The organism is Acidovorax sp. (assembly GCF_046339755.1).
Classification (GTDB): Bacteria; Pseudomonadota; Gammaproteobacteria; order Burkholderiales; family Burkholderiaceae_C; genus Acidovorax.
In genome coordinates, this window is record NZ_JBKDTZ010000370.1 from 1 (window position 1) to 21,149 (window position 21,149).

General features: G+C 67.7%; 20 protein-coding genes. 5 read left to right on the top strand and 15 right to left on the bottom strand.

What is annotated here, in order from left to right; all coding sequences use genetic code 11:
- Together ACK59X_RS31530 and htpX are read left to right on the top strand one after the other, a co-directional pair.
- Positions 1-465, top strand: a 465-nt coding sequence (locus tag ACK59X_RS31530; RefSeq protein WP_409962905.1) for a DUF3025 domain-containing protein, incomplete at its 5' end; no start/stop codon positions are given.
- Between the two features lie 164 nt (positions 466-629).
- Positions 630-1,505: a protease HtpX gene (gene htpX, locus ACK59X_RS31535; protein WP_409962907.1), complete on the top strand. Its 876-nt coding sequence runs from the start codon at positions 630-632 to the stop codon at positions 1,503-1,505.
- Positions 1,506-1,572: 67 nt separating this feature from the next.
- Here htpX and ACK59X_RS31540 read toward each other — a convergent pair whose 3' ends face one another.
- Complete coding sequence (locus ACK59X_RS31540; protein WP_409962909.1) at positions 1,573-2,271, bottom strand: SDR family oxidoreductase; 699 nt, start codon at positions 2,269-2,271, stop codon at positions 1,573-1,575.
- 44 nt (positions 2,272-2,315) lie between these two features.
- Positions 2,316-3,449 (bottom strand): thiolase family protein, encoded by a 1,134-nt coding sequence (locus ACK59X_RS31545; RefSeq protein WP_409962911.1) that lies wholly within the window; start codon positions 3,447-3,449, stop codon positions 2,316-2,318.
- A gap of 90 nt (positions 3,450-3,539) precedes the next feature.
- Between ACK59X_RS31545 and ACK59X_RS31550 the strand changes: the two genes are divergently transcribed.
- Positions 3,540-4,121: a TetR/AcrR family transcriptional regulator gene (locus tag ACK59X_RS31550; protein ID WP_409962913.1), complete on the top strand. Its 582-nt coding sequence runs from the start codon at positions 3,540-3,542 to the stop codon at positions 4,119-4,121.
- Positions 4,122-4,266: 145 nt separating this feature from the next.
- A complete protein-coding gene (locus ACK59X_RS31555) occupies positions 4,267-5,841 on the top strand; it encodes a methyl-accepting chemotaxis protein (protein ID WP_409962915.1) in 1,575 nt (524 codons plus the stop codon).
- Positions 5,842-5,846: 5 nt separating this feature from the next.
- Here ACK59X_RS31555 and ACK59X_RS31560 read toward each other — a convergent pair whose 3' ends face one another.
- The gene (locus tag ACK59X_RS31560) at positions 5,847-6,884 is read right to left on the bottom strand and encodes a GlxA family transcriptional regulator (RefSeq protein ID WP_409962917.1); all 1,038 of its coding nucleotides are present in this window, start codon (positions 6,882-6,884) and stop codon (positions 5,847-5,849) included.
- A 106-nt stretch (positions 6,885-6,990) separates the two neighbouring features.
- Here ACK59X_RS31560 and ACK59X_RS31565 point away from each other — a divergent pair, with 106 nt between their 5' ends.
- Positions 6,991-8,325 carry an amidohydrolase gene (locus tag ACK59X_RS31565; RefSeq protein ID WP_409962919.1) on the top strand — a complete coding sequence of 445 codons (1,335 nt, stop codon included), beginning with the start codon at positions 6,991-6,993 and terminating at the stop codon, positions 8,323-8,325.
- Positions 8,326-8,355: 30 nt separating this feature from the next.
- Here ACK59X_RS31565 and ACK59X_RS31570 read toward each other — a convergent pair whose 3' ends face one another.
- From ACK59X_RS31570 to ACK59X_RS31625, 12 genes are all read right to left on the bottom strand, one after another.
- The gene (locus tag ACK59X_RS31570) at positions 8,356-8,898 is read right to left on the bottom strand and encodes a VUT family protein (protein WP_409962956.1); all 543 of its coding nucleotides are present in this window, start codon (positions 8,896-8,898) and stop codon (positions 8,356-8,358) included.
- Between the two features lie 5 nt (positions 8,899-8,903).
- A complete protein-coding gene (locus tag ACK59X_RS31575) occupies positions 8,904-10,634 on the bottom strand; it encodes an NAD(P)/FAD-dependent oxidoreductase (protein ID WP_409962921.1) in 1,731 nt (576 codons plus the stop codon).
- Between the two features lie 88 nt (positions 10,635-10,722).
- Positions 10,723-11,799, bottom strand: coding sequence for a molecular chaperone DnaJ (locus tag ACK59X_RS31580; protein ID WP_409962923.1), 1,077 nt, complete (start codon positions 11,797-11,799; stop codon positions 10,723-10,725).
- A gap of 33 nt (positions 11,800-11,832) precedes the next feature.
- Positions 11,833-12,840, bottom strand: coding sequence for a YbhN family protein (locus tag ACK59X_RS31585; RefSeq protein WP_409962925.1), 1,008 nt, complete (start codon positions 12,838-12,840; stop codon positions 11,833-11,835).
- A 12-nt stretch (positions 12,841-12,852) separates the two neighbouring features.
- A complete protein-coding gene (gene clsB, locus ACK59X_RS31590) occupies positions 12,853-14,100 on the bottom strand; it encodes a cardiolipin synthase ClsB (protein ID WP_409962927.1) in 1,248 nt (415 codons plus the stop codon).
- Positions 14,097-14,864, bottom strand: coding sequence for an endonuclease/exonuclease/phosphatase family protein (locus ACK59X_RS31595; protein ID WP_409962929.1), 768 nt, complete (start codon positions 14,862-14,864; stop codon positions 14,097-14,099). Before ACK59X_RS31595 ends, clsB begins: the two co-directional genes overlap by 4 nt.
- A gap of 151 nt (positions 14,865-15,015) precedes the next feature.
- Positions 15,016-15,933: a cysteine synthase A gene (cysK, locus tag ACK59X_RS31600; RefSeq protein ID WP_409962930.1), complete on the bottom strand. Its 918-nt coding sequence runs from the start codon at positions 15,931-15,933 to the stop codon at positions 15,016-15,018.
- A 103-nt stretch (positions 15,934-16,036) separates the two neighbouring features.
- Positions 16,037-17,083, bottom strand: a complete 1,047-nt coding sequence (gene rtcA / locus ACK59X_RS31605) for an RNA 3'-terminal phosphate cyclase (protein WP_409962932.1) — start codon at positions 17,081-17,083, stop codon at positions 16,037-16,039.
- Positions 17,077-17,934 (bottom strand): nucleotidyltransferase domain-containing protein, encoded by an 858-nt coding sequence (locus ACK59X_RS31610; protein WP_409962934.1) that lies wholly within the window; start codon positions 17,932-17,934, stop codon positions 17,077-17,079. Before ACK59X_RS31610 ends, rtcA begins: the two co-directional genes overlap by 7 nt.
- A gap of 70 nt (positions 17,935-18,004) precedes the next feature.
- The gene (locus ACK59X_RS31615; RefSeq protein ID WP_409962936.1) at positions 18,005-19,231 is read right to left on the bottom strand and encodes an RtcB family protein; all 1,227 of its coding nucleotides are present in this window, start codon (positions 19,229-19,231) and stop codon (positions 18,005-18,007) included.
- A 35-nt stretch (positions 19,232-19,266) separates the two neighbouring features.
- Positions 19,267-20,280 carry an SDH family Clp fold serine proteinase gene (locus tag ACK59X_RS31620; RefSeq protein ID WP_409962938.1) on the bottom strand — a complete coding sequence of 338 codons (1,014 nt, stop codon included), beginning with the start codon at positions 20,278-20,280 and terminating at the stop codon, positions 19,267-19,269.
- A gap of 37 nt (positions 20,281-20,317) precedes the next feature.
- Positions 20,318-21,130 (bottom strand): hypothetical protein, encoded by an 813-nt coding sequence (locus tag ACK59X_RS31625; protein ID WP_409962940.1) that lies wholly within the window; start codon positions 21,128-21,130, stop codon positions 20,318-20,320.
- Positions 21,131-21,149 lie beyond the last annotated feature (19 nt).

Below are 21,149 nucleotides of genomic sequence, written 5' to 3' on the forward strand. Positions count from 1 at the left end.
CTGCAGGCCGGCGCCATCGCCGCGCACGGGATTGGCGCGGTGCGCGGACCGCTGCGCGATGCGATCACCGTGTTCGACGAAAACGGCGCTCTGCTCGACGCCCCCGAACCTATCTGGCAGGCGCTGCTAGCGCGCGAATGGACGCGGCTGTTCGTGGACCTGCGCCTGCTGTGGCGCGAGGCCCGGCTGCTGCTGTTCGGCCATGCGCTGTTGGAAAAGCTGGTGGCGCCGCGCAAGCCCATCGTGGCGCATGTGTACCGGATTCAGTGTGCTATGGATTCCGTAGCGGATGCCGACGCTTGGCTGGCCCAGCAGATCGAGCCCGGGCACTGGGCCGCCAAGCCCTTCACACCGCTGCCTGTGCTGGGCACTCCTGGCTGGTGGCCTGCCAATGAGGTTCCGCAGTTCTATGCCGATCCGCAGGTGTTTCGTCCCCACCGCCCTGTGTCGGACAAGGCGCAGTAATTCCCGTCAGCGACTGTGTGATAAGGGCGTTTCAGGCGATTCGCCCTACCATACCGCGACGGGAAACTGCGGCGTGCGGTCCCAGGGAGACAGGCGCTTGAATCGCGCCCGGATACCCCCCATCTAGTCCGCAGTTCCTTGTCTACCCACGGAGAGCACAGAACATGAAGCGGATTATTTTGTTTGTACTGACCAACCTGGCCGTCGTCCTCGTGCTGGGGGTGGTTGCCAGCCTGCTGGGCGTGAACCGCTACCTCACGGCCAACGGGCTCAACTTGGGCGCGCTGCTCGGCTTCGCGCTCATCATGGGCTTTGGCGGCGCCATCATCTCGCTGCTCATCAGCAAGCCCATGGCCAAGTGGACCTCGGGCGTGCGCGTGATCGACGGCTCGGGCTCGCCCGACGAGCGCTGGATCGTCGAGACCGTGCGCAAGTTCGCCGACCAGGCGAAGATCGGCATGCCCGAAGTCGGCATCTTCGAGGGCGACCCGAATGCCTTCGCCACGGGCGCGTTCAAGAACTCGGCGCTGGTGGCCGTGTCCACCGGCCTCCTGCAGGGCATGACGCGCGAAGAGGTCGAGGCCGTGATCGGCCACGAGGTGGCCCACATCGCCAACGGCGACATGGTGACCATGACGCTGATCCAGGGCGTGATGAACACCTTCGTGGTGTTCCTCTCGCGCGTCGTCGGCTATGCGGTGGACAGCTTCCTGCGCAAGAACGACGAGAACAGCTCGGGCCCCGGCATCGGCTACTACGTGACCACCATCGTGCTCGACATCGTGCTGGGCTTCGTGGCCGCCATGATCGTGGCCTGGTTCAGCCGCCAGCGCGAGTTCCGCGCCGACGCGGGTGCCGCCCAGCTGATGGGCCGCCGCCAGCCCATGATCAACGCCCTGGCCCGCCTGGGCGGCATGCACCCGGGCGAACTGCCCAAGAGCGTGGCCGCCATGGGCATTGCCGGTGGCATCGGCAAGCTGTTCAGCACCCACCCGCCCATCGAGGAGCGCATCGCCGCGCTGCAAAACCGCCAAGGTTGATGCAGCCTGCTGGGGCAGAAAGGAAAACGCCGCCGGGTGCGAACCCGGCGGCGTTTTTTGTTGGGGATCAGCCAGCGTAGGCGGGTGCAGCGCTGGACAGCGACTGTTTCACATGGCGCGTGGTGTCGTCCGCCAGCACTTCGGCCAGGCCCGCTTCCACGCCCTGCAGTGCCAGGCGCGCCACGTCGAGTGGGGCGGCCTTGGGGGCATCCAGGCCGCGCGCCATGTCGGTGTCCATGTAGGCCACGTGCAGGCTGGTCACCTGGGTGCCCTGGGCGCGCAGTTCATTGCGCAGGCCGTTGCTCAGCGACCAGGCGGCGGCCTTGGAGGCGCTGTAGGTGGCCACGCCCGGGATGGTGAGCCAGCTGAGCACCGACAGCACATTGAGCACGGCGCCGCCGCCGTTGGCCTGGAGCACCGGAGCGAAAGCCTGCGCTACCGCCCAGGGGCCGAAGAAGTTGGTCTCGAACTCGGCACGTGCGGCTGCCATCGCATCGGGCGAGCCCAGGAAGCTCGACCCGCGCGAGATGCCGCTGTTGTTCACCAGCAGGGTCACGTCGGGGCAGGCCGCCACGGCCGCGGCGATCTGGGCGGGATCGGTCACGTCCAGTTGCACAGGCGTCACGCCCGGCAGGGTGACGGTGGACGGGTCACGCGCTGCAGCATAGACCTTGCGGGCACCCGCGGCGAGTGCGGCCTGCGCAAAGGCCAGACCCAGGCCGCGGTTGGCGCCGGTGATGAAGACGACGGAGTTCTGGAGTTTCATGAAAGCAGTCCTTGAGGGAAAAGGCAGGTGAGAGAGATTGGTGGTCACAGGGCTTGCAATAACGTGGCGATGCCCTGGCCGCCGACGATGCACTGCGTGGCCAGCGCGTAGCGCCCGCCCTGGCGCTGCAGCAGGGCGGCGGCCTTGCCGGTGATGCGCGCGCCGGTGGCGCCCAGCGGGTGGCCGATGGCCATGCCGCCGCCGTCGAGGTTGATGGTTTCGGGCCTGAGGCCGAGCTCGCGAATGCAGGCCAGCGCCTGGGAGGCAAAGGCTTCGTTGATTTCCACCAGGTCCAGGTCGGCTGCAGTGATGCCGGCACGTGCCAGCGCCTTGCGCGACGCGGGAATGGGCCCCAGGCCCATGAAGGCCGGGTCCACGCCCGCGGTGGCCATCGCAACGATGCGGGCCAGTGGCGCGAGGCCGTGGCGTGCGGCATAGGCCTCGCTGGTCACGAGCACGGCGGCGGCGCCGTCGGTCAGCGGCGACGAGGTTCCGGCCGTGACCGTGCCTGTATCGCGGAAGGCGGGCTTGAGGCCGGCCAGCGCTTCGGGCGAGGTAGCGGGGCGGATGCAGCCGTCTTCGGCCACCACTTGGCCATCCGCCAGGGTGATGGGCACGATCTCGCCGCGCAGCAGGCCGGACTCGCGCGCGGCTGCCGCCTTGCGGTGCGATTCAAAAGCCAGTTGCTCCTGGTCGGCGCGCGAGACGCCGTAGCGCGCGGCCACGTTCTCGGCCGTGTCGCCCATGGAGATATAGGCATCGGTCTCTTCGTACAGCGCAGTGTGGGGCGAGAAGGTAAGGCCGCCCTGCGGAACCATGGTCATGGACTCCACGCCCAGGCACAGGTAGGCATCGCCCAGCCCGGCCTCGATCTGGGCGGCGGCGATGTGCACTGCCGACATGGACGACCCGCAAAAGCGGTTCACTGTCATCCCGCTGACTTCGTGCGGCAGCCCGGCCAGCAGCGATGCGATGCGTGCGATGTTGTTGCCCTGCGCGCCCTCGGGGTAGGCGCAGCCGGCGATCACGTCGTCCAGCGTGGCCGGGTCGATGCCGGTGCGTTGCACCAGGTCCTTGATGAGTGCGGCGGCCAGGGTATCGGGCCGCACCTGGGCCAGCGCGCCCTTGCGAGCGAAGTGGAAAGGGGTGCGGGCGTAAGCGGAGATCAAGGCTTTCATGGGCAAGTCCCGTTAGTTAAATGTCAATCGACATGAATAAATATAAATGTCGATCAACATGTAAAATAAGTCAAGCACCAGGAGGCAACCATGAAAGTGACAAGGGCGCAGGCCGAAGCCAACCGCGAACGCATCGTGGATGTGGCAGGAGAGCTGTTCCGCGAAACAGGTTTCGATGGCATCGGCCTGAACGAGCTGATGCAGGCCGCAGGGCTGACGCGCGGCGGTTTTTACGGGCATTTCGAGTCCAAGGACGAACTGGCCAGCCTGGCATGTGAGCGCGCACTTGCGGCCAACAACCATTACTGGGAAGAGCTGTCTGCCAAGCCGCCAGCCGCGGCGCTGCAGGCGCTGGTGGGTTTCTATCTTTCTGACCTGCACTGCCAGCGCCTAGCCAATGGCTGTGCGATGGCCGCGCTGGCCGGCGATGTGGCCCGTGCCGGTCCTTCGCTGCAGGGCCCCTTCGAGGTGGGGGTCGAGAATTTCTTGCGGGTGCTGGAGCCGCTGATGCAGGCCGCAGGGCCGGATAAACGCAGGGAGCTGGCCCTGTCCACCTTGTCGCAGCTGGTCGGGTCCCTGGTGCTGGCGCGGGCAGTCCGCAGCCCTGAACTGTCCAGGGACCTGCGTGCCGCGGCGGGTGCGGCGGTGATGAGGGAGCAGGCGGCTGGATGAATCCGGGACTTTTCCCCAGCCACGGGGATGGTCGGGAGCAGATGGGGCTCAAGTCGGTGCCATGGATTGACGATATAAGGGAAAACCCGGGTCGTTGGCTGTGCGCTGCCGGGAACATCTTTGACTGAACGAACAGACTCCCACCATGTTCCTCTCCCAGACACGTGTCGCGTTCCGCCTGGCCCTAGCCTTTGGCGTCGTCTGCCTTGTGATGTCCCTGTCGGCCGCCGTAGGCATCTGGCGGCTGGCGGAGCTGCAGGACATTGCCGATGACCTGGGCGGCAATTCCTCCGAGCGCGCCTTGCTGGCGCGCGAGCTGCATGCCATCGTGGTGCTCAGCTCGGTGCGCGCCGAGACTTTGCTGGAACTGGGCGACAACCCCGCCTACGCCGCGCGCATCGACGCCGACCGCAAACTCACCTCGGCCCGCTCGGCCGAGGTGCGCAAGCGCCTGGACGAACTGGCCGAAGATCCTGCATCCCAGCGCCTCTTCGATGCCATCGACAAGGCGGGCAACCAGTTCCGCGGCGTGCGCGACGACCTGGTCAAGCGCCGCAAGGCGGGCGAGGCCCTGCCCGCGGATGCCATTGCCGGCAGCCTGCGCCCTGCCGCCGACGCCTACGCCAAGGCGGTGGACGAATTGGCCGAATACCAGCGCCAGCGCGTGGCCGATGCGCGCGAGGCGGCCCTGCGCAGCGAGCGGCAGGGCAAGCTGCTGCTGGCCGCGGGCTCGGCGGTGGGGCTGCTGCTGAGCCTGGTGTGTGCCTGGCTGCTGTCGCGCTCCATCCTGCGGCCGCTGGCCCTCGCGTCGGGTGTGACCGACCGCATCGCCGAGGGCGACCTGACCTCGCACATCGCTGTCGCGGATGCCGGCAACCGCGATGAGCTGCAAGCCCTGATGGCCCGCCTCGGTGGCATGCAGGCGCGCCTGGCGTCGCTGGTCGTGGGCATGCGCGGGGCCAGCAGCTCGGTGGCCGATGCCAGCGGCGAGATCGCGGCGGGCAACAGCGACCTGTCGGCGCGCACCGAGCAGACGGCCTCCAACCTCGAAGAGATCGCCGCCAGCATGGAAGAGTTGCTGGCCACCGTGCGCCACAGCGCCGATGCGGCCGCCCAGGCCAGCAGCCTGGCCACCGGGGCCAGCGGTGTGGCCCAACGCGGCCGGGAGGCGGTGGACCGTGTGGTGGGCACCATGGAGGGCATCGCCCAGTCCTCGCGCCGCATTGCCGACATCACCAGCGTGATCGACGGCATTGCCTTCCAGACCAACATCCTGGCGCTCAATGCCGCCGTGGAAGCGGCGCGCGCTGGCGAACAGGGCCGCGGCTTTGCCGTGGTGGCCAGCGAGGTGCGCAGCCTGGCGCAGCGCTCGGCCACGGCCGCCAAGGAGATCGGTGGCCTGATCAGCGACAGCGTGCGCCAGGTGGACGAAGGCTCGCAGCTCGTGCACGCGGCAGGCGGCACCATGGGCGAGATCGTCGATGCGGTGAAGCAGGTGGCCACCATCATTGGCGAGATCAGCACGGCCGCGCGCGAGCAGACCACGGGCCTGAGCCAGGTGGGCGAGGCCGTTTCCCAGCTCGACCAGATGACGCAGCAGAACGCGGCCCTGGTGGAGGAGTCATCCGCCGCGGCCCAGGGCCTGCGCATGCAGGCACAGCAACTGGCGGAGCTGGTGGAAGCCTTCCGCCTGCCAGCCAGCAGCATCGCATTGCGCTGAGGCAGTCAGGCACCTGCCATGTCCACACGCCAGCGCCGACGCGGTGCGCGCAGTGCATGGCGCTTGCGGTACTCGGCCGGCGGCATGCCCATGTGGCGCACGAAGATGCGACGAAACGCGGCGGGGTCTGCGTAGCCGCAGGCCACGGCGATACTGGGTACGCTCTCCAGCGTCACCTCGAGCATCACCTTGGCGCGCGCGCAGCGCAGGGCATGCAGGTAGTCGAGCGGCGACTGTGCCAGCTCGGCCCGGAAATGCCGCAACAGGGTGCGCGTGCTCACCGCAGCCACCTGGGCCAGATGTTCCAGCGAATAGGGCTGGTCCAGGTGCTCCTCCATCCAGGCGATGGCGCGCGCCAGCGTGCTGTCGCGCGTGGCAGGAATGTGCTGTTGGGCATTGGCCTGCACGGCCGCCCGGGCGCGGGCGTGGTCGGGCACCAGCACGGTGTGGCAGGCGTCGCCCAGCTCCTTGCCCAAGGCGCGGTGCACCAGGGCAATGGCCAATTGGGACAGGCCGTGGGGTAACGCGCAGCTCATCCAGGGGCCATCGTCCGTCCAGTCCTGGTCGGGTGCCAACCCAATGCCGGGGAAGTCCCGGGCAAAGCCCGCCATATAAAACCAGGGCAGGCTGGCCGTGCGGCCCTGCAGGCGACCGCTGGCAGCCGCCAGCCAGGCGCCGCTGCCCACGGTCAGCACGGTCTGCCCGGCGTCGACCGCCACGCCAATCTGGCGCACCAGCCCCGGGTGACGCGCGACCACCTGGCGTATGGCCGGAATGTCGGCTGCGTGGAACGAAGGGATGAAGGTCGCCTGCGCCGGGCCGTCCACAGCCGTGTCGCCATAGACCTCCCAGGGCCCAGGCAGGGCGGGCAGGGGCCGGCCCCCGGCATCGCGCAGCCGCCAGGCAAGGCGCGGCGCGTGGTGGCCCAGACGCAGGCGGGCCAACAGGTTGGCGCTGCGCAGCAGGTCGATGAACTGCAGCGCGTTGCCCAGGGCGGACTCGGGCACCAGGCAAATGTCGACAGAAAAGATGGGAGCAAGCATGGCGGTATCGGCTCTGTGGATGGCGATTTTCGCTTGTCATGAAACAACTTGCTGCTCTTAGCATGAACGGGCGTTCGTTTTCATTCACCCCTGAACCAAGCCCTCCATGTACAAAAAAATCTCAGCCGTCGCCTTCGCCGCCAGCCTCGTGACCGGCAGCCTGACCCTGGTTTCCACTGCCCATGCCCAGGCACTCGATGCCGCCGGCCTGCAGGCCATCGACACCGCCGTGAACAGCGTGGCCGGCAAGATGGTCAGCTGGCGCCGCGATATCCACGCGCACCCCGAACTCTCGGGCCAGGAAGTGCGCACCGCCAAGCTCGTGGCCGAGCACCTCACGCGCCTGGGCATGGAGGTGCAGACCGGGGTCGGCGGCACCGGCGTGGTGGGCACGCTGCGCGGTGGCCTGCCGGGCAAGGTGGTCGCCTTGCGCGCAGACATGGATGCGCTGCCCGTTCCCGAGAACACCAACCTGCCCTTCGCCTCCAAGGTCAAGGCCAACTACCTGGGCAAGGAAGTGCCGGTGATGCACGCCTGCGGGCACGATGCCCACGTGGCCATGCTCATGGGCGCGGCCGAGGCACTGGCCGGCATGCGGGCCCAGTTGCCGGGCACCATCAAGTTCATCTTCCAGCCCGCCGAGGAAGGCGCGCCGGTGGAGCCAGACGCCAATGGCAAGGTGCCCAGCTTCGGTGCCAAGGCCATGGTGGAGCAGGGCGCACTCAAGGACGTGCAGGCCATCTACGGCCTGCACGTCACAGCCAACCTGCCGTCCGGCGTGGTGGGCTACCGCAGCGGCCCGCTAATGGCCGGCTCGGACAACATCAGCATCCAGGTCGAAGGGCGCGGGGGCCACGGCTCGTCGCCCTGGAACGCGGTGGATCCGGTGGTCGCGGCCAGCCAGGTGGTGCTGGGCCTGCAGTCGGTGGTGAGCCGCCAGCTCAACATCAGCAAGGAGCCCGCGGTGATCACCATCGGCTCCATCCACGGTGGCACGCGCTACAACATCATTCCCGACAACGTGGAACTGCTGGGCACGCTGCGCACCTTCGACGAAGAGATGCGCCAGGACGCGCTCAAGCGCATCACCACCACGGCCGAATCCATCGCGGCGTCAAGCGGTGCCAAGGCCAAGGTGCGCTTCGGCCCCGTGGCCTATCCGGTCACCGCCAACCCTGCGGCGCTGACAGAGGCTTCGCTGCCCGCACTCAAGCTGGCATCGGGCGGCAAGGCCATGATCATCCCCAAGGTCAGCGGCTCCGAGGACTTCTCCGAGTTCCAGAAGGTGGCGCCGGGCTTCTTCTACTTCCTGGGCGCGCCACCGAAGGGCGTGGACTTCAACAAGGCGCCGTCCAACCACTCGCCGCTGTTCGATATCGACGAAGACCAGTTGCCCGTGGGCGCCCGCACCCTGGCCGCGCTGGCGGTGGACTTCCTGTAGCGCAGTAAATAAGTGGCTAGAAAAGGCGGGTCAGGCGCTTGTGCCGCCCGCCAGGCGCTGGCCCATGAGCAGCCGAAACGGCAGCAGCAAGGCCACGCCCAGCGCCAGCTTCACGGCCAGGTCGCCCAGGGCCCAGGTGATCCATGGGTCGCTGGTGCCCGCAAATGCGATGCTCCAGAACACCGCTGTGTCCAGCATGGCGGCGAGCAGCGTGGCCACCAGCGGTGCTCGCCACCAGCTGCCATGGCGCAGGCGGTCGAACACGCCGATGTCCAGCCACTGCGACAGCAGGAAGGCCGTGCCCGAGGCAACGGCGATGCGCGCAGGCGCCAGCACCAGCGATGCGGCCACGGCCACGGCGAACCCCACCCAGGCTACGCGCCGCGCCTGGATGGGTCCGTGGCGGCGGTTCACCAGCTCACTGACCAGGAAGGCCGCCGGGTAGGTGATGGCGCCCCAGGTGAGCCAGTCGTTGATCGGGAACTGCACCAGGATGTTGGAGGCCAGCACCACGCCGGCCATGGCCAACGCGGCAACGGCGAACTGCGTGCGTGTGGGCATGGTGAAACGCATGGCGGTCATCCCGTGCCCAGCATGGCGCGGGCCACGGCTTCGCCCACTTTGATGCCATCCACGCCAGCAGACAGGATGCCCCCGGCATAGCTGGCACCCTCGCCGGCGGGGTACAGGCCGGCGGTGTTCAGGCTCTGCAGGTTCTCGCCGCGGCCGATCTTGAGCGGCGACGAGGTGCGCGTCTCCACGCCCGTCAGCACCGCATCGTGCATGTCGAAGCCCTTGATCTTGCGGCCAAAAGCGGGAAAGGCCTCGCGCAGTGCCTCGACGGCATAGCCGGGCAGGGCCGCATGCAGGTCACCCAGCGCCACGCCGGGCTTGTACGAGGGCATCACATCACCGAGCTGGGTCGAAGGCCGGCCGGCCACGAACTCGCCCACCAACTGGCCCGGCGCGCTGTAGTCGCTGCCGCCCAGCACATAGGCATTCGATTCGAGCTGGCGCTGCAGCACGATGCCCGCGAGCGGGTGAAACTGCCCGGCAGGCTGTGTTTCGACCCCGTAGGTCGCGCCCAGGTGCTGCGCAAAGGCCTCGGCATCGCGCGGGTAGTCGGTGGGGTCGATCCCCACCACCATGCCGGCGTTGGCGTTGCGCTCGGCGCGCGAGTACTGGCTCATGCCATTGGTGACCACGCGGCCGGGCTCGCTGGTGGCCGCCACCACGGTGCCGCCCGGGCACAGGCAGAACCTGTAGACCGCGCGCCCGTTGGCCGCGTGGTGCCCCAGCTTGTAGTCGGCCGCGCCCAGCAGCGGGTGGCCGGCATGGCGGCCCCAGCGCGCGCGGTCGATCACGCCCTGCGGATGCTCCACCCGGAAGCCGATGGAAAACGGCTTGGATTCCATGGCCACGCCACGCTCGTACAGCATGGCGAAGGTGTCGCGCGAGCTGTGGCCCAGCGCCATCACCACATGGTCGGTGCGCAACTCGGTCGTTTCGCCCGTGGCCTGGTTCAGCACCTTGAGGCCGCGCAGGTGGCGGCCCTCGCCCGTGTCTTCGATGACCACGTCGGTCACCCGCTGCTCGAAACGGATCTCGCCGCCCAGGGCGATGATCTGCTCGCGCAGGTTTTCCACCACCTTCACCAGCTTGAAGGTGCCGATGTGCGGGTGCGCCACGTAGAGGATTTCCTCGGGCGCGCCGGCCTTGACGAACTCGCCCATGACCTTGCGGCCCAGGTGGCGCGGATCCTTGATCTGGCTGTAGAGCTTGCCGTCGCTGAAGGTGCCGGCCCCGCCCTCGCCGAACTGCACATTGCTCTCGGCGTGCAGCTCGCGCTTGCGCCACAGGCCCCAGGTGTCCTTGGTGCGCTCGCGCACGGTCTTGCCGCGCTCCAGCACGATGGGCTTGAAGCCCATCTGCGCCCGCACCAGCGCGGCGAAGATGCCGCAGGGCCCGAAACCCACCACCACCGGGCGCAGTGGCACGTCGGCGCTCGCCTGGCCCACCGGATGCCAGGCCATGTCGGGCGTGGGCTGGATGTGCGGGCGGCCGGCATGCCGGGCCAGCAGGGCCGCTTCGCGCGACGGGTCGGCCAGCGTGAGGTCGATGATGTAGACCGCCAGCAGGTCGGCCTTGCGCGCGTCAAAGCTGCGCTTGTGCACGTGCACTGCGGCGATGTCGGCGGGGGCGGTGCCCAGGATCTGGACAGCCTGGGCGCGCAGCGCATCCAGCGGGTGCTCGGCGGCGTCGGCCGGCACGGCTGCCAGCGGCAGCTTGAGTTCGGAAAGGCGGATCATGGTCTTGCAGGCCCGTGTCGATCGGGCTAAGGCAATTCGTGGGGCCGCTATTTTAAAGGAGGCGCTCCATTCACGCTCGCCAGGGCGGTCAGTCCGTGTCCAGCAGGTCGTCGCGCTGCGCCTTGAGCCATTGCTTGAGGTAGTCGTTGTCCTCCAGGGCCTCGCACTCGCGCCGCAGCAGCGGAATGTCGTGCTCCAGCGCCTGGATCTGGCTGCGCAGTTGGGCCATGAGCTGGCCCGGCTGCAGCTTGCGCCGCGAGGTGATGCCCAGTTGCTCGCGCATGGTGGCCTCCAGCGTGGCCACTTCCTGCTGCAGCTCGGCCAGTTGATCGGTGAGCACCTGGTTGTAGCGCTGCAGGTGGGTGTCTCCCACGGCCACCAGGTGTTCCGCGTCGATTTGCTCTACCTCCAGCTGCAGTTGCAGCAGGTCGAGCAGGCTGGCTGCGGCATAGGCCTGGTTCACGCGCTGCATCAATGCGGTCTTGCGCTGGCGCTCGGCCTCGTCGGGCTCTCGGGCGGGGTGCAGGGCGCTGGCCAGCTTGCGGTACACGGCGCGCACGGACTGGCTGGCTTCCTGGGCAGCGGCCTGCTGCTCGCGCTCGCGCGCATTGGGCTTTCGGGCCCGGCTGGCGCGGTGGCGCTGGCGCTCCTGCTCGGCGCGGGCCTGGCGGGCCTGCATTTCTTCTTCGACCCGGCGCACGATGTCCTCGGGGGATTCCAGGTCGTCGCCTGCTGGCACGCTGGCTGGGTCGGCTTCCTCCTTTGGCTCGGTGGAAGAGGCTTCGGCGAACTGGGCGTGCAGTGCCTGCATGGCCGTACGAGTGTCCGGGTTGCGCACGTTGTCGGCCAGATCGCGGGCAAGCCGGGCGATCACCGCATGCAGGCTGCGCAGCAGCGTGCGGCCCAGGCCCTTGCGGGTGGATGCGTCCACCAAGGCATGCACCAGATCGGCATGCGCAGCGTAGTAGCGGTCGAGCAGGGGCGCTACATCCTTGGCGTAACGCTGGTGGTAGGCGTCGATGGCCTGGTTCCATGCGGCCAGGATGGCGCGCTGCGCATCGATCTGGGCCAGCAGTGCGTTGAAGGATTGCTGCGCGGCCGTGAGTGGGGCCTGGCCCGGCTGCTCGGCGATGCGCAGCAGGGAATTGTCGAAAGAAGAGGGCATGAAGGCACCGATTGTGCCTTCTGCCCCGGATCGTCAGGGCTGCTGGCCCTTGTTGCGCCAGCGCAGCTCGACCGCGCCGAAGGCAATTGCCGCCACGGCCAGGGGCGCAAAGAAATACAGCGTGCGGTAGGCAAGGATGGCTGCCAGCGCCTGGGGCGCGGGCATGTACGCCGACAGCACGGCCGTGCCCACGGCTTCAAGCACGCCCAGCCCGGCGGGGATGCGCGAGATCAGCCCCGCCACCGCACCAAGCAGCACCGTGGCCAGAGCCGCCACGTAAGGGGCCTGCTGCTGTGTGAGCAACCAGATGGCGCCGGCCATCACCATCCAGTTGGTCGCAGACAGCACCACCTGCAGCAACCCGGTGCGCCAGTGCGGAACGGGAAAGCTGCGCCCGCGCACCGTGACAGGCCGGCCGTGCCGCAGCACGCAGGCGGCCAGGTACAGCAGCGTGACCGCGGCCATGGCGCTGCCGACCCAGGGCAACTGGTGGCTGGCCATGTCCCAGCCCTCGGGCAGCTGCGGTGTCCAGAGCCAGAAGACAGCGCCGGCCAGCACGAAGTAACCCAGCCAGTTGGTGATGATGCTCAGGGCCACCACCTGCCCGATATCGCCCACCGAGACGCCCTGGCGCGAGTACAGGCGGTAGCGCACGGTGACCCCGCCGATGAGCGAGCCCAGGTTCAGGGTGAAGGGGTAGGCGACCAGTGTGGTACCCACCGTGCGCGCCACCGGCAGGCCATGCCTTGTGTAGGCCCGGCCGAACAGGTCGAAGGTGCTGTAGACGCCATGGCTCGCAAACGCCAGGGCCGCAGCGCCCAGCAGCACAGGCAGGGGCATGGCGACCAATGCGCTCCACACGGCGCCCCAGTCCACATTGCGGGCCTGGCGCAGCAGCAGGGCGCCGATCAGCAGCACCACGGCGCCCGTGGCGAGGGTCACCGCCCAGGGCCACCAGCGGCTGGAGCGCAAGGCATGCCAGCGGCCGGCGCGCCGCGTCGCTCCGTGCAGAGGGTGTGTGGCGGGCGCGCTGCCGTTCATGGAGAGCCGATCTTACGTGGCCGATGCCGCCTGCGGATTGTCCGTGGCCAGGGCTTCGGCCTGCGCCTGGGCCTTGACCAGCGAGATCGTGGGCTCGTGGCGCGGCAGCCAGCCGGCCCAGGCCGGGAACCAACGCATCAGATGGAAAACGCAGTAGCTGCGCACCAGGCGCAGGCCTTCCCACCGCCCCTTTGGCGTGGGTTCGACCTGCTTGCACGAATGCTCCATGAGGTGCGCCAGGCGCTCATTCAGCGTGGCGTTGAAGGCGCGGTCGCGGATGATGACGTTGGCCTCCAGGTTGAGCGACAGGCTCAGCGGGTCGAGGTTGCTTGAGCCCACGGTCGACCATTCATCGTCCACCAATGCCACCTTGCCGTGCAGTGGCCTGTCACAGTACTCGTAGATGCGCACACCGGCGCGCAGCAGGTGATCGTAGAGCAGGCCGGCGGCCGTCTTCACGATGGGCATGTCGGGCTGGCCCTGCAGGATCAGGCGCACGTCCACCCCACGGCGCGCCGCGCGCCGCATTTCGCGGATGAAGCGGTAGCCGGGGAAGAAATAGGCGTTGGCGATCACCACCCGCTTGCGCGCCGAGCGCAGGGCGATGCGGTAGTGCCGTTCGATGTCGTTGGTGTGGTCGTGGTTGTCGCGCGTGACGAAGATGGCATGGTCGGTGCCCGCGTAGGGCAGGCCGCGCGCAGGCGCATTCTTCGCGCGGCTGCGGCGGCGCTCGGCAGGGCTCAGCACGGCTTCGTGCGTGAACTGGTGCATCTGCGCGACGATGGGCCCACGAACCTCTACGGCAGAGTCCTGCTTGGCTTCGGGCCCGAAGTCGGCCACATGGTCGGCCGAGTAGTTGATGCCGCCGATGAAGCCATGCTCACCATCGACCACCACGATCTTGCGGTGCATGCGCCGCAGCATGTTCAGCCGCTGGCCCAGCAGGCGCCGGCCCGGGTCGAAGATGCGAAAGTGCACGCCCGCCTCGACCAGCTCGCCCACGAAGCGATCCGACAGGTCGGGCGAGCCAAAGCCATCGACCAGCACATGCACCTGCACGCCGCGTTTCGCGGCAGCCAGCAGCACGGCATGCAGTTCCTGCCCGATCTTGTCGTCGAACAGGATGAAGGTTTCGAGCATCACTTCGCGGCGCGCCTCGCCGATAGCCTCGAACACGCGGGGAAAGAAGTCCTCGCCGTTCTCCAGCAGCTCGAAGTGGTTGCCGGGCACCCAGCGGGAGGATTGCGCGGCGCGGCTCACAGCGAAATCTCCGCGGCCAGGGGAGCGTGGTCCGAAAGCTTGTCCCAGGGCTTCTTGGGCAGGTGCAGCGGCGCGTGCACGGCGGCATTGCGCACGTAGATGCGGTCCAGCGCGAGCAGCGGCATGGAGGCGGGGAAGGTGCGCACCGCACGCCCAGTGGACTGCACGAACACCTCGTGCAGGCCGGCACGCTCGCGCAGGATTTCGTGCGCGCGACCGCGCCAGTCGTTGAAGTCGCCGGCCACCACCACAGGCTCCTCGGGGTCAAAGGTGTTCACCAGGTCGCACACGGCGCGCAGCTGGCGCTGGCGGTGCGCCTCCTGCAGGCCCAGGTGCACGCAGATGGCATGCACCGGGCTGTGGTGCTTGGGCGGCTGCAGGATGCAGTGCAGCATGCCGCGGCGCTCCGGCCCGCTTACCGAGATGTCATGGTTCTCGTAGTGGGTGATGGGAAACTTGGAGAGCAGTGCATTGCCATGGTGGCCGTTGTCATACACCGCATTGCGGCCATAGGCGAACTGTGTCCAGATGGTGTCGGCCAGGAACTCGTAGTGGGGCTCCTGCGGAAAATTCTCCACCCGGCCTGCGTGGCGGTGGTGCGTGCCCAGCACCTCCTGCAGGAACACGAGGTCTGCGGACACATGGCGCACGGCATCGCGCAGCTCGTGCAGCATGAAGCGCCGGTTGAAGGTGGTGAAGCCCTTGTGCACATTCACGGTCAACACCTTGAAGGCAATGGGCTGGGAGGAGGGTGTGTGCGCCATGGAAACAATTTGAAAAGGGTGCCGCACCGCAGTGGTGCGCACCCCCTCGGGCGGGTGCCGTCAGGGGGTCGTTCCTTGATTGTTCCGGCCCCTGGCCAGGGCTTCTGTAGGACGGCTTGCCGTCAACGCGTGCAGCGCCTGCCCATACGGGTCACGCCGGCAGGAAGCCTTCGACCGAGAGGTAGCGCTCGCCGGTGTCGTAGTTGAAGCCCAGCACGCGGGCGCCAGCAGGCAGCTCGGGCAGCTTCTGCGCGATGGCGGCCAGCGTGGCGCCCGAGGAGATGCCCACCAGCATGCCCTCTTCGCGGGCGCAGCGGCGTGCATATTCGCGCGCGGGCTCGGCATCCACCTGGATCACGCCGTCGAGCAGGCTGGTGTCGAGGTTCTTTGGCACGAAGCCCGCACCAATGCCCTGAATGGGGTGGGGCGCGGGCGCACCGCCCGAGATCACGGGCGAGGCAGAGGGCTCCACCGCAAACACCTTGAGCTGCGGGAACTTTGCCTTGAGCACACGCGCCACGCCGGTGATGTGGCCGCCCGTGCCCACGCCGGTGATGAGCACGTCGAGGCCGTCGGGAAAGTCCCTGAGGATCTCCTGCGCCGTGGTGCGCTCGTGCACGTCGATGTTGGCGGGGTTCTCGAACTGCTGGGGGATCCAGGCGCCGGGCGTCTGGGCCAGCAGTTCCTGGGCGCGGGCGATGGCGCCCTTCATGCCCTTCTCGCGCGGGGTCAGGTCGAACGTGGCGCCGTAGGCCAGCATCAGGCGGCGGCGCTCGATGCTCATGCTGTCGGGCATCACGAGGACAAGCTTGTAGCCCTTGACGGCCGCCACCAGCGCCAGGCCGATGCCGGTGTTGCCCGAGGTGGGCTCGATGATGGTGCCGCCGGGCTGCAGCGCGCCCGAACGCTCGGCGTCTTCCACCATCGACAGGGCGATGCGGTCCTTGATGGAGCCGCCGGGGTTGCCGCGCTCGGCCTTGACCCATACATTGGCCGCGCTGCCGAACAGGCGGTTGATGCGCACGTGCGGCGTGTTGCCGATGGTCTGCAGAATGTTGTCGACTTTCATGGCGTCTCCTGGTCAAGAAAAGGGTGGGTGACAATGCAAGCAATCGGCATTGTGTCCCACTACCGAGGCGATCCTGGCAGGGCTGTGCCAAGAGCCCGCTTCGCTATTGCGGGCGAATATGGACGAGGGCGTTTCCGTCCATCCCGGTGTCGGTCGCCACTTGCACCGGCAGGCCGGCGCTGATCACCGCAGCATTGGTGCGCGTATGGTCCGTGAGCTCGCTGGCCGTGTAGCGGGCTTCCCGGCCCGTGCGCCACACGGCCAGGGCCAGGGGCAGCATCCACTGGTCGGCCAGGTAGGGGCCAGTGGCCGCCGTGCTGCGCTCGTAGGCCTGTACCTCCTCGGCCAGCCGGCGCGCCACAAGTTCGGCGGATACTCCGCGTTCGCCGAACTGGCAGAACACCTCGGTCACCTGCGCGTAGTCCAGCGTGGCCAGCAGCACGTTGCCGGGCCCTTCGTGCTGGCGCACGCCAGGCGCGCGCAACTGGTCGGCTTCATGCGTCCAGCCCAGGCGCCGGCCCAGTTCTTCCAGCTCGCGTGCGGCCACGCTGCGCGCCAGTCCTGGCGCCAGGGCTTCGGCCCAGGCGGCCACCGGCGCTCCGCGCTCCATCAAATCGAACGGAGCCGGAGCCTGCGCGGCCGGCTTGATCTGCGCATGCAGCAGTCCGCCGCCCGCCGGGTAGAAACCGCGGCGCTCCAATGCCAGTTCCAGCCCCACGCCCAGGCGCGCCAGCAGCGGTGCATAGGCGCGCTGCAGAAAGTCGAACGGCGGTGCCATGGGGTTGTGCGTGCCGCCGGCCAACTGCACCCGGCTGGCACCATCGGCCAGCATCAATGCGGGCAGCACGGTCTGCAGCACCAGCAGGCAACTGCCGGCCCCGGCGATACGGAAGGTGTAGTCCCCCGCGCGCACCGCACCGGGCGTGAACTGCAGCGACTGCGAGCCCAGCTCCGCCCCGTCGGCCTGCCCGCCGCTGACCTGCACCGCGGCCTGCACGCAGGCCAGGTGCTGGCGCATCAACCCGGGCTTGGCACGGCCGGCACGGATGCGCTCGATGCGCAGCGGCCGCCCCGTCACCATGGACAGCGCCAGGCCGGTGCGCAGGATCTGGCCGCCGCCTTCGCCCTGGGAGCCGTCGAGCGTCAGCATGGCGCCTCCTTCGATGAAGGTGTGGTGAAGCGCAGCACGGTGTCGTGCAGCAATGCGTCGAGCGCGCCATGGCCCGGCACGGGCAAAGGCTGCACTGGCTCTGCGGCGTTGCGCGCCAGTTCGGCCTTGATGAAGGCGTGGATGCCGGGCCAGCGCGGGCTGGTGGCGGCTTCGCCAGCGCGCATCTTCACCTCCAGCAGGGCGTTGATCTCGGCGACCAGCGCGGCGTCGGCCACCGGGTCCAGCGTGTGCTGGGCCAGTTCGGCAAAGCGCATGGGCGGCACACCAGGGCGCGCGCGTATCCAGCGCGCAGCCAGCAGCGGGCGCAGCACGTAAAGGTATTTCTTGTAACGTACCTCGTCGGCCTGCAGGTGCTCGCGGAAGTTCTTCCTGGCCATGGAGGCGTAGTGGTGCCAGCCCTTGGCGTTGGAGAACACGGTCTCGGCCAGCGCACGAAAGCGCTCCATGGCGATCCCGTCCTCGCGGTAGACCACGGGTGAGCGCAGCCATTCGAGCAGCGTGGGGTTGGACTCGCGCATCAGGCCCAGTGCCTTGCGCAGGTCCCAGCCGTTGATGTCGAGGTCGCCGCTGATCGGCACCTCGATCACGTCGCGCCCCGGGGCCACGGTGAGGTACCAGGGCAGGCGGTTCACGTAGAGGAAGCGCACGTCGTAGTCGCTGTCGGGCGAGGCAAAGCCCCAGCCCCGGCTGCCCGACTCGCAGGCGAAAAGGATGGTGACCCGGTGCTGTGCTTCGATGGAGCAAAGGTTCTCCATGATCTTCTCGCGCATGGCGGGATCGATGGGGTGGGCCGATTGCAGGAATTCTTCCAGTTGTTGTTCTTTGTGCATGTGCTGATGCCGGCGCTGGTCTGGCCAGCGCCGGCTCCGTTCAATGGTTGCCGAGGAGGTGCAAAGGGGCCTATCCCTTCACGCAGACCACCTGCTTGAGCGTATAGACCACCTCCACCAGGTCCTGCTGCGCGGCCATCACGGCGTCGATGTCCTTGTAGGCCATCGGGATCTCGTCGATCACGTCGGCGTCCTTGCGGCATTCCACGCCCTCGGTGGCGGCGATCTGGTCGGCGATGGTGTACATCTTCTTGGCCTTGGTGCGGCTCATCTTGCGGCCCGCACCGTGGCTGCAGCTCATGAAGCTCTCGGGGTTGCCCTTGCCGCGCACGATGAAGCTCTTGGCGCCCATGCTGCCCGGGATGATGCCCAGCTCGCCGGCCTTGGCGCTCACAGCACCCTTGCGTGTGACGAGCACGTCCTCGCCGAAGTGCGTTTCGCGGCTCACGTAGTTGTGGTGGCAGTTCACCGCCTCCACATGTGCCTCGAACGGCTTGGTGATCACCTTGCGGGCGGCCGCGATCACGCGCTGCATCATCACCTCGCGGTTGGCGCGCGCGAACTTCTGCGCCCAGCCCACTGCGCGCACGTAGTCGCCGAAGTACTTGGCGCCTTCCTCGAAGTAGGCCAGGTCCTGGTCGGGCAGGTTGCGTTGGTGCAGCTCGGCGTCCTTCTTGGCCAGCTCGATGAAGTGCGTGCCGATGGCATTGCCCACGCCGCGCGAACCCGAGTGCAGCATGAACCACACGCCACCCTGCTCGTCCAGGCACACCTCGATGAAGTGGTTGCCGGTGCCCAGCGTGCCCAGGTGCTTGTGGTTGTTGGTGTTGCGAAAGCGCGGGTAGTCCTCGCAGATCGCGTCGAATTCGCCCTTGAGCGCGGCCCAGGCCACGTCGGTCTCGTCGGGCGGGGTTTCCCACGCGCCCTTGTCGCGGCCCATGCGGCGAGGGTTGCTGCCGTGCGGCACGGCTTTCTCGATCGCGCTGCGCAGCGGGCCCAGGTTGTCGGGCAGGTCGTTGGCATGCAGGGTGGTCTTGCACGCCATCATGCCGCAGCCGATGTCCACGCCCACGGCGGCCGGGATGATGGCCTTGAAGGTCGGGATCACCGAGCCCACCGTCGCACCGATGCCGTAGTGCACGTCGGGCATGGCCGCCACGTGCTTGAACACGATGGGCAGGCGCGCCGCATTCTCCAGTTGCTTCTGGGCCTCGTCTTCCACGGGCACGCCCTGGGTCCACATCTTGATGGGGACGCCGTTTTCAACGGGCTTGAGGATGTAGTTGTCTTTTGGCATGTTACTTTCCTTCTTCACTCTCTCTGTCTTTGGGCTCAGGCCACGTGCAGGGCCGTCTTGCGAATTTTGTTGCCATGGCGGTCGATGCGGCGCCAACTGCTGTTGTCGTTCATCGTGATCCACCGCCGTTCTTCGGCGCGGTAGAACCAGTCCTTGTCCTGCTGGTAGAACACCTGGGCACCCACGGTTTCCCAGATGTTGACGATCTCGTTGCCATGGGCGCGGAACTCGTTGAAGTCCGTCGTCGCCTTCTGGCCCATCTCGCTGTAGCAGCCGTTGAGCTGCAGCAGCAAGCGATTGACATCGTCGGGCATGCGCTCTGCCTTGAGTCCGATCTTCACCGCCTCATCCATGAGGATGGGGTAGCTGTGGGAGGGGTACTTGGAGTTGAGCGTCGTGGCGATCAGCTCTGCCGTTTCTTCCCGGTCGATGTGGTAACTCAGCAGCTCGCGGCACAGCATGATGGACAGCGACTCCGCGCGGTCCACTGCGCCGATCACCAGCGGATGAACGTACTGGAACAACGATTTGTAGGCGTTGTCCATGGTGTCCCCCTGCTGTTCACGCCACAGGCGAATCACGCGCTGCAGTTCGTTGAGGCTCACGCTGACACGGTCGTTGTCCCGGTCCAGCGGCGACAGCGCATGGTTGAGCGAGGTGTCCACCGCCGTGAGGTAGGCCGTCGGGCCCATCAGGATGCGGTCCGCGCCCAGCGCGATCATCGTTGCTGCCGACGCACACTCCAGCGGAACCAGCGCCACCAGGCGCTGACAGTGCTGGCGCAGCAGGTTCACGAGGCGCAGCGACACCTGGCCGCTGCCGCCATCGGACTTCAGGAACAGGTAGATCGTCTCATGCTGGCCCAGTTGTCCCAGGATGTCGTACAGGGCCACCACGTCGGAGTGGCACACCGAACCGCGCGGGCTGTTCCAGTAGCTGATGACCGGGCCGCCGAGCAACGCCGTGAGCTGTCCGATGACCGCCTGCGTCTTGCTGAACAGCACCGGAGGCTGCTTGATCTTGATGTCTTTCTTGGCTTGGGTTTCCATGGTGTTTGCCATTCCTTGTTCTTATCGTTGCGTGGCCTCATCCGCTGACCAGGTCGAACACTGCTTCCAGGATCTGTCGCGGGCCCATGCAGTTGCCGCAGGTACAGTAGGCGGGTCGTTCCATGGCGCTGCTATCGAGCGCCAGGATCTTCTGGGCAAAGCGCTGGCGGTTGGCGTCGTCGAGCAGCCAGGCTTTCATTGCCTCGCGGAATTCCGGCTGGTCTTCGGCGAAGGCGTTCTGGATCTCGTGCTTTCCCCAGAAGTCCCAGTAGCTCGCCTCGGCGTAGTGCAGCACGGCGCTCGGGCGCTCGTTGTCCAGCCAGTGCGCCAACAGCGGTTGCAAGTTCACGCCGCCCTTGTGGAACATCAGCAGGATATCGAAGGCGTTGGCGCCATTGAACGGGCTGGGTTCGGGTCCGGTGTGCCCCAGGCCTTCGTTGAAGAAGGCCAGTGCGAAAGCATCCACGGCGGCACGCTCCTTGGGCGACAGGGCATCGGCCGGGCAGTTGCCCAGGCGGTCCAGGTACAGCTCGGTCGAGTGGTGCAGTTCCTCGCCCTGGGCCAGCAGCTCCAGCATGCGGGGCAGGAAGTACAGCAGTTCTTCAGGCGGCTGCTCGCTGCTCTTGGCGGAGCTGTTGTATTCGTAAAAGTGGCGCGTCGTCACCTGGCGCAGGGGCATGCGGCGCATCTCGCGCTCCAGCGCCTCGTCCATGCAGCAGGCCAGGCACACGTCCAGCGTGCTCTTGGGGGCCTCGTGGTGCTGGAACGCGGCGTAGGCAGCGGCCACCGCCGTGCGCAGGGCCGGGGGCAGGGCAGTGTCGGTGGCGGTTGCAGGTACTTTCGTCGTCATCATCTTCTCCGTGGCGCTC

Coding starts and splice junctions, on each gene's coding strand:
- htpX (WP_409962907.1), top strand. CDS start 630: ATGAAGCGGATTATTTTGTTTGTACTGACCAACCTGGCCGTCGTCCTC.
- ACK59X_RS31540 (WP_409962909.1), bottom strand. CDS start 2,271: ATGAAACTCCAGAACTCCGTCGTCTTCATCACCGGCGCCAACCGCGGC.
- ACK59X_RS31545 (WP_409962911.1), bottom strand. CDS start 3,449: ATGAAAGCCTTGATCTCCGCTTACGCCCGCACCCCTTTCCACTTCGCT.
- ACK59X_RS31550 (WP_409962913.1), top strand. CDS start 3,540: ATGAAAGTGACAAGGGCGCAGGCCGAAGCCAACCGCGAACGCATCGTG.
- ACK59X_RS31555 (WP_409962915.1), top strand. CDS start 4,267: ATGTTCCTCTCCCAGACACGTGTCGCGTTCCGCCTGGCCCTAGCCTTT.
- ACK59X_RS31560 (WP_409962917.1), bottom strand. CDS start 6,884: ATGCTTGCTCCCATCTTTTCTGTCGACATTTGCCTGGTGCCCGAGTCC.
- ACK59X_RS31565 (WP_409962919.1), top strand. CDS start 6,991: ATGTACAAAAAAATCTCAGCCGTCGCCTTCGCCGCCAGCCTCGTGACC.
- ACK59X_RS31570 (WP_409962956.1), bottom strand. CDS start 8,898: ATGCGTTTCACCATGCCCACACGCACGCAGTTCGCCGTTGCCGCGTTG.
- ACK59X_RS31575 (WP_409962921.1), bottom strand. CDS start 10,634: ATGATCCGCCTTTCCGAACTCAAGCTGCCGCTGGCAGCCGTGCCGGCC.
- ACK59X_RS31580 (WP_409962923.1), bottom strand. CDS start 11,799: ATGCCCTCTTCTTTCGACAATTCCCTGCTGCGCATCGCCGAGCAGCCG.
- ACK59X_RS31585 (WP_409962925.1), bottom strand. CDS start 12,840: ATGAACGGCAGCGCGCCCGCCACACACCCTCTGCACGGAGCGACGCGG.
- ACK59X_RS31595 (WP_409962929.1), bottom strand. CDS start 14,864: ATGGCGCACACACCCTCCTCCCAGCCCATTGCCTTCAAGGTGTTGACC.
- cysK (WP_409962930.1), bottom strand. CDS start 15,933: ATGAAAGTCGACAACATTCTGCAGACCATCGGCAACACGCCGCACGTG.
- rtcA (WP_409962932.1), bottom strand. CDS start 17,083: ATGCTGACGCTCGACGGCTCCCAGGGCGAAGGCGGCGGCCAGATCCTG.
- ACK59X_RS31610 (WP_409962934.1), bottom strand. CDS start 17,934: ATGCACAAAGAACAACAACTGGAAGAATTCCTGCAATCGGCCCACCCC.
- ACK59X_RS31615 (WP_409962936.1), bottom strand. CDS start 19,231: ATGCCAAAAGACAACTACATCCTCAAGCCCGTTGAAAACGGCGTCCCC.
- ACK59X_RS31620 (WP_409962938.1), bottom strand. CDS start 20,280: ATGGAAACCCAAGCCAAGAAAGACATCAAGATCAAGCAGCCTCCGGTG.
- ACK59X_RS31625 (WP_409962940.1), bottom strand. CDS start 21,130: ATGACGACGAAAGTACCTGCAACCGCCACCGACACTGCCCTGCCCCCG.